Origin of the sequence: Brevundimonas sp. UBA5713 (genome assembly GCF_002419815.1) — a bacterium.
Classification (GTDB): Bacteria; Pseudomonadota; Alphaproteobacteria; order Caulobacterales; family Caulobacteraceae; genus Brevundimonas.
The window spans coordinates 90,190-102,670 of record NZ_DIGV01000061.1 but is presented as its reverse complement, the minus strand read 5'-3'; the positions used below and the strand labels follow the sequence as shown (position 1 = coordinate 102,670).

Annotated in this window: 14 protein-coding genes and 3 tRNA genes; 4 read left to right on the top strand and 13 right to left on the bottom strand. The window is 62.3% G+C overall.

Features of this window, described 5'->3' with window-relative positions; translation table 11 throughout:
- Positions 1–577: 577 nt before the first annotated feature.
- The 9 genes from B3B04_RS14490 to B3B04_RS14450 all read right to left on the bottom strand — a co-directional run bounded on the left by B3B04_RS14490 (position 578) and on the right by B3B04_RS14450 (position 5,383).
- A tRNA-Phe gene (locus tag B3B04_RS14490) sits at positions 578–653 on the bottom strand.
- Positions 654–735: 82 nt separating this feature from the next.
- Positions 736–900 (bottom strand): DNA gyrase inhibitor YacG, encoded by a 165-nt coding sequence (locus B3B04_RS14485; protein ID WP_292043893.1) that lies wholly within the window; start codon positions 898–900, stop codon positions 736–738.
- A 4-nt stretch (positions 901–904) separates the two neighbouring features.
- On the bottom strand, positions 905–1,912 hold the full coding sequence (locus B3B04_RS14480; protein ID WP_292043892.1) for an RNA-binding protein: 1,008 nt from the start codon (positions 1,910–1,912) through the stop codon (positions 905–907).
- A 6-nt stretch (positions 1,913–1,918) separates the two neighbouring features.
- Positions 1,919–2,515: a Maf family protein gene (locus B3B04_RS14475; RefSeq protein ID WP_292043890.1), complete on the bottom strand. Its 597-nt coding sequence runs from the start codon at positions 2,513–2,515 to the stop codon at positions 1,919–1,921.
- Positions 2,516–2,524: 9 nt separating this feature from the next.
- Entirely contained in the window at positions 2,525–2,743 is a 219-nt protein-coding gene (infA, locus tag B3B04_RS14470) for a translation initiation factor IF-1 (RefSeq protein ID WP_003164348.1), read from the bottom strand.
- A gap of 106 nt (positions 2,744–2,849) precedes the next feature.
- Positions 2,850–3,311 (bottom strand): UPF0262 family protein, encoded by a 462-nt coding sequence (locus B3B04_RS14465; protein ID WP_292043888.1) that lies wholly within the window; start codon positions 3,309–3,311, stop codon positions 2,850–2,852.
- Positions 3,312–3,314: 3 nt separating this feature from the next.
- Positions 3,315–3,797 (bottom strand): DUF2948 family protein, encoded by a 483-nt coding sequence (locus B3B04_RS14460; protein ID WP_292043885.1) that lies wholly within the window; start codon positions 3,795–3,797, stop codon positions 3,315–3,317.
- Positions 3,787–5,079, bottom strand: coding sequence for a UDP-N-acetylglucosamine 1-carboxyvinyltransferase (gene murA, locus B3B04_RS14455; protein ID WP_292043883.1), 1,293 nt, complete (start codon positions 5,077–5,079; stop codon positions 3,787–3,789). The genes B3B04_RS14460 and murA overlap by 11 nt, the downstream gene beginning before the upstream one ends.
- A 139-nt stretch (positions 5,080–5,218) precedes the next feature.
- Positions 5,219–5,383 carry a hypothetical protein gene (locus B3B04_RS14450; RefSeq protein WP_292043881.1) on the bottom strand — a complete coding sequence of 55 codons (165 nt, stop codon included), beginning with the start codon at positions 5,381–5,383 and terminating at the stop codon, positions 5,219–5,221.
- Between the two features lie 129 nt (positions 5,384–5,512).
- On the opposite strand from B3B04_RS14450, the gene B3B04_RS14445 reads away from it, so the two are divergent.
- From B3B04_RS14445 to B3B04_RS14435, 3 genes are all read left to right on the top strand, one after another.
- Positions 5,513–5,587, top strand: a tRNA-Thr gene (locus tag B3B04_RS14445).
- A gap of 89 nt (positions 5,588–5,676) precedes the next feature.
- Positions 5,677–5,751: transfer RNA gene (locus B3B04_RS14440), tRNA-Thr, on the top strand.
- A gap of 181 nt (positions 5,752–5,932) precedes the next feature.
- Positions 5,933–9,208 carry an amidohydrolase family protein gene (locus B3B04_RS14435; protein ID WP_292043880.1) on the top strand — a complete coding sequence of 1,092 codons (3,276 nt, stop codon included), beginning with the start codon at positions 5,933–5,935 and terminating at the stop codon, positions 9,206–9,208.
- A 78-nt stretch (positions 9,209–9,286) separates the two neighbouring features.
- Here the strand turns inward: B3B04_RS14435 and B3B04_RS14430 are convergent, their stop codons facing one another.
- The 3 genes from B3B04_RS14430 to msrB all read right to left on the bottom strand — a co-directional run bounded on the left by B3B04_RS14430 (position 9,287) and on the right by msrB (position 11,173).
- A complete protein-coding gene (locus tag B3B04_RS14430; protein WP_292043879.1) occupies positions 9,287–9,934 on the bottom strand; it encodes a DedA family protein in 648 nt (215 codons plus the stop codon).
- A 125-nt stretch (positions 9,935–10,059) separates the two neighbouring features.
- Positions 10,060–10,632: a hypothetical protein gene (locus B3B04_RS14425; RefSeq protein ID WP_292043878.1), complete on the bottom strand. Its 573-nt coding sequence runs from the start codon at positions 10,630–10,632 to the stop codon at positions 10,060–10,062.
- A gap of 49 nt (positions 10,633–10,681) precedes the next feature.
- On the bottom strand, positions 10,682–11,173 hold the full coding sequence (gene msrB / locus B3B04_RS14420; RefSeq protein WP_292043877.1) for a peptide-methionine (R)-S-oxide reductase MsrB: 492 nt from the start codon (positions 11,171–11,173) through the stop codon (positions 10,682–10,684).
- A 184-nt stretch (positions 11,174–11,357) separates the two neighbouring features.
- On the opposite strand from msrB, the gene B3B04_RS14415 reads away from it, so the two are divergent.
- On the top strand, positions 11,358–11,765 hold the full coding sequence (locus tag B3B04_RS14415) for a DUF805 domain-containing protein (protein WP_292043876.1): 408 nt from the start codon (positions 11,358–11,360) through the stop codon (positions 11,763–11,765).
- On the opposite strand, the gene lipB is transcribed toward B3B04_RS14415, so the two are convergent.
- Positions 11,762–12,478, bottom strand: coding sequence for a lipoyl(octanoyl) transferase LipB (gene lipB, locus B3B04_RS14410; RefSeq protein ID WP_292043874.1), 717 nt, complete (start codon positions 12,476–12,478; stop codon positions 11,762–11,764). The genes B3B04_RS14415 and lipB overlap by 4 nt on opposite strands.
- Positions 12,479–12,481: the final 3 nt, after the last annotated feature.

The window sequence follows — 12,481 nt, the reverse complement described above, 5'->3', positions numbered from 1 at the left end:
GAGCGGCAGCGGCTTCGGCGGCCGGAGCGGCCGGAGCGGCTTCCTGCGCCAGAGCCGGCGAACCTGCCATAAGGACGGCAGCGCCGGCCATGGCCAGGAGGATATTCGTCTTCTTGCTATCGAGCATGTTTCGCCAGTTCCTGCTTTGGTCTGACTCGTGGAACCCAAGAGACGCCCGCGTCAGTCGAACGCCTCTCAAATGAAATCTTCCCACCGCCGGATTTCTCCCCCGCCGGTCGGTGCCTCATTCCCTGCCTGCGCCCGAGAGCACCAGCAAAGTCGGCTGACCTCACCATAGTGCGGCTCTCCAACCCTGCAAGTCAGGAAATGCGGTTAAAGTCCCTTTGACGAACGGCAAACTCAGCGTCAAGGCCGGAAAATAGGTTTTACCCCGCCGCCATGTGACGCACGCCCGATAAGGAAAGAGATTTCGAAATCCAGCAGCCACGCTGCAAGAGTATTGCTCAAAGCACCACTTGGCGCGCATGACGCGCCCCGTGACAAAATAAGGGCCATTTTGTGGCATAAAAAGAGCAGCGTTATGCAAACGCTGGCTTTTTTCGATTTTAAGAGAAGATGGTGCCCGGAGGCGGATTCGAACCACCGACACGCGGATTTTCAATCCGCTGCTCTACCAACTGAGCTATCCGGGCATCTTGTCTTCGCTGCGGGCGTCTGCGCCGCGGCGAGGTGTGTGTCTATAGGGGGAGTGTTTCGGCCTGTCTAGAGGCTAATTCACTCAATTCCGCGATCTTTTTCGTCGAGCTCAACTTCTTCCGCTGGAATAGCATAGCTACCCGAAAACCAGCGCTGGAGGTCCACGTCGGCACACCGGCGCGAGCAGAAGGGCTTATATTCGGGAACGGCAGGCTTTTGGCGGCAGATCGGGCATTGGGCCATGGAATTAGCCTTTCGAAACTTTCAGGGCAGCGCCCTGCTCTTTTATGACTAAACGCGCCCTGGGGCCCAATTCGGCAACCAGAGGCTTAAGAAGGTTTGACCACTGCGGCCCCGCTTCCAGCGTCCAAACCGGCTGGGTGCGATCTTCGTGAATCGCCAGATTAAGTCGTCTCAAAGCGCCAAGCGGCGCTGCGACGGAATCACGTAAAACTTCGTCAACGGGCCGTCCATGCCATGGTAGGGACAGTTGCAGCGCCCCAAAACGGCTTAGCGGTCCAAAGGCCACGTCCTCGAACTGAGCAAAAGCCTGACGCGCGGCTTGATTCACCGACTCGGCTTGCAGATAGACACCGGCCAGATCGACAACTACCAGACCGCCCCACCCTTTCAGGCCAATGATACGTGCCGCCTCGAACAGACCAGCCCGATTCACCGCCTCGCGGCCCTTGCGCGAGTCGCGGCCCGGCAGCGGCGCATAGTCGATATCGACTGAAACCAATGCGCGCGTCCGCTCTACCGACATATCTAGTCCGAATTCGGCCTTTTTGAAGACGGTTGTCAGGGCCGCTTCTTCCGCTTCCAGCGAGGCGCGCAGGGCGGGCAAACCTGTAATCAGCTGATCACCCGCCATGGATTGCATCCGATCGCGGACCGACGGCCCGGCCTCCAGCACCCGCACATCCCCCGAGGCAGGGGCGACATAGTTGACGACTGCTCCCTTGGATTCGCGAGGCTCGGCCGAGACCGTAATCTCGACCTTGGCCCCGACATCCAGACGGATGTTTTTGGGCAAGGCCATGAAGGCGAACGGATCGCCCACGCCCAAATCTATAAAAGCGGCTTTCAAGCCCGGTTCGACCCGCGCGACACGGCCAATCTGGCGCGTGCCACGGCGGTGCTGAACCGGATCACTGGAGCGCTCTATATATAGAGCGTGATACTCGCCCCCGCGCGCGACGATGCCGCGCGTTTCACCGGGGGTCTCATCCAGAAAATATTCGACGTCCGCCACAGTGGATCAGGCCGCTGGATGCCAGCCGGCACCCTTGAGCAAATTGGTGGTCTCGAACAGCGGCAGGCCCATGACAGCCGGATGGCTCCCGACAATGCGCTGGACGAAAGCCGCAGCGCGGCCCTGAATGCCGTAACCGCCCGCCTTCCCGCGCCATTCGCCAGAGGCGACATAGGCGCTGATCTCGGCATCGCTGAGCACTTTGAAGGAGACGCGGGTTTCCACCACGCGCCAGACGGTACGCCCGCCCGTCACAACCGCCACGCCGGTAAAGACGCGGTGATTGCGGCCCGAAAGCAGCGACAGGAATCGCCGTGCCTCGGCCTCGTCTGCCGGTTTTTCCAACAAGCGACGTCCTACGGCCACCACAGTATCGGCGGCCAGAACCACATCATCCGGGTGACGACCGGCCACCACCTCGGCCTTGGAACAGGCCAGGCGGCGCGCCAGACGCGCCGGTAGCTCATTGGCTAGCGGCGCTTCATCAATGTCTGCGGGGTCCACAAGGTCGGGAACAATCCCGATCTGCGCCAGAAGCTCGATCCGGCGCGGGCTCGATGAAGCCAGGACAAGCTTCGGAGCCGGGGCGTCAGGACGCGACAAGGCGCGTCCTTACTTGAAGCGATAGGTGATACGACCCTTGGTCAGGTCATACGGGGTCATTTCGACCAGCACCTTGTCGCCCGCCAGAACGCGAATGCGGTTCTTGCGCATCTTGCCCGCAGTGTGGGCAATGATCTCGTGATCGTTTTCCAGCGTGACGCGGAACGTCGCGTTCGGCAGCAGTTCGCTGACCACGCCGGGGAACTCAAGCAGTTCTTCCTTAGCCATGCGGCCTCTCTCGCCCGTTGAAACAGCAACAAGCCCGCGCCGGGCATTGGACGCGAGCTTGGAATAGGGGTCGCCCTAATGCACTAAAACTGCGGATTAGTCGAGGTTATCCACGACGATACAGCGCGCATACCAACGTAAAGAGGCGGCGCGAGGTTTCCTTATCCAGCTCGATTTTCCCTTCGAGCCGGGATTTCAGCAGTTCTGCGCCCTCATTGTGCAAGCCGCGACGGCCCATATCGACCGACTCGATCTGGCTGGGCGACGAGCCTTTTAGCGCTTCGTAATAGCTTTCGCAGATCAGGCCATAGTCGCGGATCACCGTCTTCAGCGGGGTCAGCGACAGGGCGTGGGTGCGGGCAAAATCCGGACCGGTGATGTCGAACACCAGACGATTGTCTTGCGACGACAGCTTCAGCTTGTACGGGCCACCCTGCCCGCCTTCCGGCTTGAAGTGGTTGTCCTCGACCAGATCGAAGATGGCCACGCGGCGCTCGTGTTCGATCTCGGCCGTGGCGGCAGGCAAGGAGCCGTTGTCGATTTCAATCGCGTGCAGGTCTTGGGTCATCGATCAGGCCTCATCTGCCGGATGTTCGGGGGCCACACGGGTGGGCCAGCGTTCGGACAGGTCGGTCAGAACCGCATCCAGACATTCCACGTCGATACGCAGATCGCCACCGCCGGCAAACATCATAATGATGCGGCCACCAGGGGCTTCGGTTGGCATAAAGTCCATCGCCAGCAGCTCCAGCGCCGATTCCGGCGCGCGCGGCAGGCGGCGGCTCTTGACCGTTTCCACATCGCCAAACTGCAGAGCCGCAGCGACACGCGTGCCCCCGCATTCCCAGCAAAAGCGCGACAGCACCACCGTCAGGCGGCGCTGCGCCTTCTCCCAGCGGATGTCGACCGGGCGCATGACAGCGTCCTGAAGGGCCGCAGAGATGATCTGGAGATCATGGGCATCCTCGGCCAGCAGGCGCAAAGGGGCGATGGCGCTGTTTTGGCCCTCGACCTGTTCCAGCTGCTCCGCGGTGGCCTTGATCTCAGTGTTCATCGCCCTCGCCCTTGATCCTTTTCACATCAGCCCCGCAAGCACCGAGCTTTTCTTCCATCCGCTCGAAGCCGCGATCCAGATGATAGACGCGGCACACCGTGGTTTCACCCTCGGCAACCAGACCGGCAATCACCAGCGACATCGAGGCGCGCAAATCGGTCGCCATCACCGGCGCGCCGTGCAGAGCCTCCACCCCGCGGACACGCGCCTCGCCCGCCGACACAGTAATATCGGCCCCAAGGCGCATCAGTTCCGGCGCATGCATGAAACGGTTTTCGAAAATCGTTTCCTGAATAACGCTTTCACCCTCGGCCAGCGTCATCAGGGTCATGAACTGGGCCTGTAGATCGGTGGCAAAGCCCGGATAGATTTCGGTGGTGGCATTCACGGCCTGAAGGCGGCGGGTCGGGTCACGGCGGATCACATAGTCGCCGTTGGCCTCTTCGGTGATGTCCACGCCCGCCTGACGCATCAGGTCGGTCAGAGCGACAATCAGGTCGGCACGGCCCTTGGTCAGGCGCACTTCGCCGCCTGCCATCGCACCGGCCACGGCATAGGTGCCCATTTCGATCCGGTCAGGGATGACCGACCAGTCGGTGCCCGACAGGCTGCTCACGCCCGTGATCACCAGTTCATCGGTGTCGAGACCTTCGATCTTGGCCCCCATGGAGATCAGACAACGGGCCAGATCGCCGATCTCGGGTTCTTTGGCGGCGCGCTTCAGCACCGTGGTGCCATTGGCCATGACTGCGGCCAGCAGAGCGTGCTCGGTGGCTCCCACGGACACGAACGGGAACTCGATCTCGGCCCCGCGCAGCCCCTTGGGGGCCTGAGCCGTGACATAGCCCTCTTCCAGTTCGATCACCGCGCCCATGGCCGACAGGGCCATCAGATGCAGGTCCACCGGACGCGCACCAATCGTACAGCCGCCCGGCAGGGAAACCTTGGCATGTCCGGTCCGCGCCAGCAGCGGGCCCAGCACATTGAACGAGGCGCGCATCTGGCGCACCAGATCATAGGGCGCGAAGGTCGAGGTCAGTTCCTTGGCATCAAACACCGTCTGCTGGCCATCGGCACCGTCCGATTCGGTGACACTGATGCCGAACTGGCGCAGCAGGGCACCCAGAAAGCGCGTGTCGGCCAGACGCGGCATGTTCGTCAGGCGCAGAGGCTCTGGCGTCAAAATCGATGCAGCCATCAGTTTGATGGCGGAGTTTTTTGCGCCGCTTACGGGAATCGAGCCGTTCAGGCGATTGCCACCGCGAATGACGATGCTGTCCATGGAAACACTCACAAACCGGACCACTGTGGTTCGGTGGATTGGCTATCTAGCAAGGCCGTTGCCCGTGTTGAAAGGGGTTGAATCGTCGCCATTCGTGAAAAGCGATGCAATCCCCTGATCTCGGGCTCGACCGGCGGGGTCAGTGCTGATCCTTCGCCTGCGGGCGGGCCGCTGCGCCGGGTGCTTTGCGGCGGCGCAAATTGGTGCGCAGGGCCGCTGCCAGTCGCGCGGCGCGCTCGGCCTTGGCATCCATAGGCTTTTTCGGCGCAGGCTTTGCGGTGGGGGTTTCAGTCTCGTCCGACATACCGTCGCTATCATGATCTGAGATATCCATCCTCACAGCAGACATCGTGCAAAGATTTTGATCAAGCGCGCATTTTTACTCTTGCGCCCTCCAAGAGTCGTTGGCTAAAAGCCGCCTCCTCAGCGACACGCCGCCGTAGCTCAGTGGTAGAGCGCATCCTTGGTAAGGCTGAGGTCGGCAGTTCAATCCTGCCCGGCGGCACCATCCGGCCCTCTGTGCGACCCACAGAGGGCCGGTCCATTTTGGTGTAGTGTCCTGATTAAAATGAACGAACGGGAATCCGTTTCGTCGTCGCCGCCGTAGCTCAGTGGTAGAGCGCATCCTTGGTAAGGCTGAGGTCGGCAGTTCAATCCTGCCCGGCGGCACCATCCGGCCCTCTGTGTTTACGCACAGAGGGCCGGTCCATTTTCAGGCGAATTCGACATTTATTCGGGAACTGCGCTGAAAGGCTGCAGTGAATTCACCACTACCCCCCTCGCCAACCCCACCTTCGCGCCGCTAGCTTCATACCTCTGTATTTCGCTTACGCATCTGAGGGAGGGGGCGTTTATGAAACGCATTTTGCTGGGCACCGCCGCAGCGCTGGCCATTGGCTTTCCGGCCATGGCGCAGGACACGGCTACGCCGAAATGGGACGTGCAGACGCTGACGGGCCAGACCCGCGATGTCAGCATCAACGTCGATCAGGGCACCTGGATGTCGCTGGACGTCAGCCCTGACGGTCAAGAGATCGTTTTCGACCTGCTGGGCGACATCTATGTGATGCCGGTTAGCGGCGGTCAGGCGCGCGCGATCGCTTCCGGCGTGCAATGGGACATGCAGCCCAAGTTCTCGCCCGATGGTCGCCACATCGCCTTCACGTCCGACCGTGGCGGTGGCGACAACATCTGGGTCATGGACCGCGACGGCTCCAACCCGCGCCAGATTTCGAACGAATCGTTCCGCCTGATCACCCAGCCGACCTGGACGCCGGATGGCCAGTTCATCGTCGGCCGCAAGCACTTCACCTCCTCGCGCTCGCTGGGCGCTGGTGAAATGTGGATGTGGCACCGCAATGGCGGTGGCTCGGGCGTTCAACTGACCGAGCGTCGCACCCAGCAGAAAGACACGGGCGAACCCGCTTTCTCGCCGGACGGCCGCTATCTGTATTTCAGCGACGACGCCACGCCGGGCGGTGTGTTCGACTATTCGAAAGACCCGAACAAGCAGATCTATGTGATCCAGCGCCTTGATCGCGAAACCGGCCGCATCGCGCCGTTCGTGACCGGCCCGGGCGGTTCGATCACCCCGACCCCGTCGCCGGACGGCAAGACCCTCGCCTTCATCCGTCGCGACCGCTACCAGTCGGTCCTGTACCTGAAGGATCTGGAATCGGGCCGCGAGACCCCGATCTATTCGGGTCTGGACCGCGACATGCAGGAAACCTGGGCTGTCCACGGCGTCTATCCGGACTTCGCTTGGACGCCTGACAACAAGTCCATCATCATCTGGGCTGGCGGCAAGATCCGCCGCGTTGACGCTGCCACCGGCCAAGCCACGGAAATCCCGTTCCGCGTCAACGACACCCGTACCGTGCAGGACACTGTCCGCGCCTCGGTCGAGGTCGCCCCTGACCAGTTCGATGTGAAGCAAATCCGCTTTGCCAACACCTCGCCGGACGGCACCAAGGTGGTATTCGAGGCTCTGGGCCGCATCTATGTGCGCGACATCCGTGCCGACGGCACCGCAGGTCCGGCCCGTCGTCTGACCCGCCAGAGCGAGAATTTCGAAAGCCAGCCCAAGTGGTCGCGTGACGGTCGCAACATCGTCTACACCACCTGGAACGATGAAACCCTCGGCACCGTGCGCGTGGCTCCGGCCTCGGGCGGCGAAGGCCGTGTCGTGACCAGCAAGCCGGGTCACTACGTCGAGCCGACCTTCTCGCCGGACGGTCAGACCATCGTCTATCGCGCAGCGACCGGTGGCTATCTGACCACCCCGCTGTGGAGCATGAACCCGGGCATCTACGCTGTGCCGGTTCGTGGCGGTGAGCCGACCCTCGTGACCACCAGCGGCAGCCAGCCGCAATTCGGCGCGCGCAATGACCGCCTGTTCGTCAATGCCTCGGCGGACGGCAAGCGCGTGCTGCGCTCGATGGACCTCGACGGTTCGGACAGCCGTGATCACCTGATCTCCGAATGGGCTGCAGAGTTCGCCGTCTCGCCGGACGAACAGTGGGTGGCATGGAACGAGCGTTTCAACGCCTACGTGGCTCCGTTCGCCTCGTCGGGCCGCGCGATCACCCTGTCGGCAGACGGAAAGGCCCTACCGCAGACCCGCATGACCCGCGACGCAGGCAAGTGGCTGCACTGGTCGGCAGATTCCAGCGCCCTGCAATGGTCGCACGGCCCGCAGCTATTCCAGCGCAAGCTGACCGACAGCTTCAGCTTCGTTGAAGGTGCTGCCGAGGCTCTTCCGACCCCGCCGGAACAAGGCATCCCGCTGGGCTTCCAGGTCGCGCACGACAAGCCGGAAGGCTACACCGTGCTAACCGGTGCGCGCATCATCACCATGAAGGGTGATGAAGTGATCGAGGATGGCGTCATCGTCATCAACGGCAACCGCATCGAATCGATCGGCCCGCGTGGTTCGGTCACCATCCCTGCCCGTGCCACCACGCACGACATGGCTGGCAAGACCATCATCCCGGGTCTGGTGGACACCCACTGGCACGGCGGCGTCAGCGCTGGCGACATCATCCCACAGCAGAGCTGGATCAACTACGCCTCGCTGGCCTTCGGCGTGACCACCCTGCACAACCCGTCCTCGGAAACGACCAACTTCTTCGCCCACAGCGAGATGGCCAAGGCCGGTCTGGTGACGGCTCCGCGTATGCACTCGACAGGTACCATCCTGTACGGTGCGACCACGCCGACCACCGCTGTCGTCAACAATCTGGACGATGCCCGTGGCCACCTGCGCCGCCTGCAGGAATCGGGTGCCCATTCGGTGAAGAGCTATAACCAGCCTCGCCGTGACCAGCGCCAGCAGATCATTCAGGCCGCCCGCGAACTGGGCATGAGCGTGGTGCCGGAAGGCGGCAGCCTGTATCACCACAACATGTCGATGCTGGTCGATGGTCACACCACCATTGAGCACTCGGTGCCGGTCGCCGTCATGTATGACGATGCCCTGCAACTGTGGTCGCAAACCCAAACCGCCTACAACCCGACTCTGGTCGTGTCGTTCGGCGGTGCCTGGGGCGAAATGCACTGGTACGAAACCACCGACGTCTGGAAGGATCCGATCCTGACCCAGTACGTCCCGCGTCCGCTGCTGGATTCGGTCGCCCGTCGCCCGACCAAGGTGCCGTTCGAGGAACTGAACCACATCAACGTCGCGCGTGAAGCGACCAAGCTGAACAACCTCGGCATTGACGTCCAGATCGGTGCCCACGGCCAGCGTGAAGGCCTCGGCTCGCACTGGGATATGTGGATGTACCATCAGGGCGGCATGGAACCGATGAAGGTTCTGGCCACCGGCACCATCAACGGTGCCCGCGCTCTGGGTATGGACCGCGACGTCGGCTCGCTGGAAGTCGGCAAGCTGGCCGATCTGGTCGTGCTGGATGCCAACCCGCTGGAGAACATCCGCAACACCCGCGAGATCAGCGCCACCATGCTGAACGGTCGTTTGTACGACAACCGTATGAACGAGGTGGGCGGAGCCGCCCGCAAACCGTTCTGGTTCGAGGCAACGGATGGGCAGAACCCGGCTCACAGCACGCAAGTGACCGAGGCCGCACTGGAAACCTATTCCAACACGCACGGCCACACCCACAACTAAGGGCAACGGCCAAACGAGAAGGCCCCGATCTGAGGATCGGGGCCTTTTTCTTTGCCTTCAGACTGTTAGCCGAGCCTCTTAATCGACTGCATTCTTGAGGATGCGGTTCTTGGCGGCACTGCGCCCCTTCAAGTACCGCTGTATGCCAAGAATGGCCACAGCAGCCACGACAAAGGCGACAATCGCCGCTGTGGTCCCCTGCCCCTCCGCCAGATGCGACAGCCCCTTGGCCGCCAACCAACCGGGTGCGACCATCGCCACCACCCAGACAATCGCCGATGTCACATTGGCGATCTGGAACTTCAGGTGGCGCATGCTCAGCACGCCCACCATGACCGGTACAAAAGCCCGCAGCGGCCCAAAGAAGCGACCGATGAAGATGGCCGCAATGCCATAGCGACGGCAGTACAAGCGGGTCCAAGCCACCTTGCGGCGATGCGCCGCGAGCAGGCGGTGATGCAGCACCTGACTGCCCATTTTGCGACCGATCCAATACGAAACCGCATCGCCCAGAACGGCACCGACCACACAGCCGACCACCACGTTCCATGGGTCGAGAATACCGGCCGCAGCCATGCCGCCCGCCACCACCAGCAAACCCGTCGCGGGAATAAAGGCCCCGATCACCACCAGAGATTCAAGGAAGGTTATGCTCCCCAGAATCAGACCGGCCCATACCGCATTACGCGCGATGAAATCGGCGATCGTACTTAGAATACTGTCCATATTGTTCCTGAATCCGGCAACGCCGGACACTTAGTGCTGCCGCACTCCCGAAGGAATGCGGCGATGCGACGCCGACCTAATATGTCGCATCAGCGTGTCGGAAACGACGCGCCCCGCCCCCGACATTAGTCGTGCGCGTGCGGGCTCCGGCCGTGTTCGACATCGCCGTTCATCCGCATATCGTGCGGGCTTAGACGGCTGGGCGCGGCCAGCGGGCTATAGCTACGTCCCGTGGCCGTGGTCCATTGCGGACCCAACCATTCGTCCCGCGGGCTCCAGAACAGGCCATCCACGCCATAGGGGCGATACATGTAGCCGTTTTTGGTCTGGCTATAGGCAAGGCTCAGCGATCCGGTCTCGCCCAAAGGCAGCGTCACCTGTGCAGAGGCATGGCTGTAGTCCTGACTGCCAATGCCCAGATTGACCTCGCCGGTCATACGGCGGGGCTGGCTGGCTTCACGCCAGACCGGCGCATCGTCGACCACAGGGCGATCGCCCAACCAGCGATCGATCTGCTGTTCGGTCGTCAGGCCATGGGCGGCGCTGGACACGGTCGAGGACGGGCTGGCGGTCTGGATGGGCTGTTCCGCTACCGGCAAGGCCCCCACGCCTTCGCGTGCGGTGGTGACGACGCCATCGGGGTTATCGGCCAGCGGGGCCGACATCAGTGCCAGTGCGGAAACCAGTTCGATCATCATCTGTAATCCGAAAACCCTCGATCGTTAGACTAGCGCCCCAAAGACGGCCTTATTCGGGCGCGCGACCGTCTCCGCGATCCAGAGGATCAGGATAGGGTTCGCCAGAGGGTGTAAAGCTCAATGCCACCGAATTGATGCAGTAGCGGTCGCCGGTCGGCGGCGGGCCGTCGGGAAAAACGTGGCCCTGATGGCTGTCGCAGCGGCCACAACGGGTCTCGATCCGCACCATGCCATAGCTGGTATCGCGCACACCCTTCACATGGTCAGGATCGACAGGCTCCCAAAAGCTGGGCCAGCCGGTGCCGCTTTCGAACTTGGTGCGCGACTGGAACAGCGGCAGACCGCATTGGCGGCAACAGAACACACCTTGGCGACTCTCGCCCAGCAGGGTCCCGCAGAAAGGGGCCTCGGTGCCGTGGGCCAGAAGAACGCGCTTTTCCTCTTCGCTCAGATCAGCCTCCAGTGCGCGACGCTCTTCGTCACTCGGCGGGGTCAGATCAAATCCGGCAGCGGAAATGCGGGGGGTATCTGTGGTGCTCATGTTTTATAAATAGGCACACCTGCACGGCGCGGCCAGTGCCTTTGCCCCGCTGGCCTCCCACGCCCACAATCCAGCTATCAAGCTTTCGTCAGGTGCCAATCGAACGCAGGGCGGCTATTTCTGTCACAAACACCCGCAATCATGCCCCGAATAGGCCGCAGATTCAGTTCCTTACCCCCAATATATGATCCACCTCCCCACCCTCTTTCTGCATTCGACGCACCGCGTCGGGCGTCGCGGCTTCGCGACGGGTGCGGCGATTCTGGTGACAGCCCTGTGGGGGACAGATCAACTGGCGGCGTGGGGGTGGTCCTTATGGGCGACCGTCCCGCTTAAACTTCTGATCGCCTATTGCGGCCTGTGCGTGCTGTCCTTGCGTCTGCACGACCGTGGGCGTTCGGGCTGGTGGGGGTGGGTGATCCTGCTGGGCTTCAGCCTTTTCTGGCCCTTGACCATGGGGACGGTGACGCCGATTGGCATTATCGGAGCCCTGGTGACGGCCGGCTGGCTGATCGATCTGGCCCTGATGCCGGGCCAGAAGGCGTTTAACCGGTATGGCCCTCCACCCTCGTCGCCAAAACCCTCGGCCTAGACCGGCGGCAGGCCTGCAACCACAGGGCCGAAGTGGTTGATGAAGGATGATTTCAGCGCATCATCGGCATCATCCATCGACGCCAGAATGCCAAGGTCCATCAGGCTGGTGACGCCATGTTCGGTGATGCCGCACGGCACGATACCGCCGAAGTGATCCAGGTCCGGCTCAACATTCAGGCTGATGCCGTGGAAGCTGACCCATTTTCGCACCTTTACGCCAATCGCGGCGATCTTGTCCTCGCGCGCCCAGCCTGCGCCCTTGCGCTCGACCCAGACACCGACACGGCCTTCGCGCATGCCGGCCTCGACGCCGAAGCGGTCAAGCGCGCTGATGATCCAGTTTTCCATGCCGTGAACAAAGCCGCGCACATCACGCCCGCGCTGTGTCAGGTCCAGCATCACATAGGCCACGCGCTGGCCGGGGCCGTGATAGGTGAACTGTCCGCCCCGACCCGTTTTATAGACCGAAAAGCGGCCCGGCGTCAGCAAATCCTCGGCCTTGGCCGATACGCCCGCCGTGTACAGCGGCGGATGCTCCAGCAGCCACACCAGCTCATTGGCCTCGCCCGCCGCGATCGCCGCGACGCGCGCCTCCATGGCGGCCTCGGCCTGTTCATAGTCGACATAGCCGGTCGAGACGGCCCATTCGACCGGACGGCCATCGGCACGGATCAATGCGGATTCGGACATGTTTAACGGCTCAGCAAGCATAGC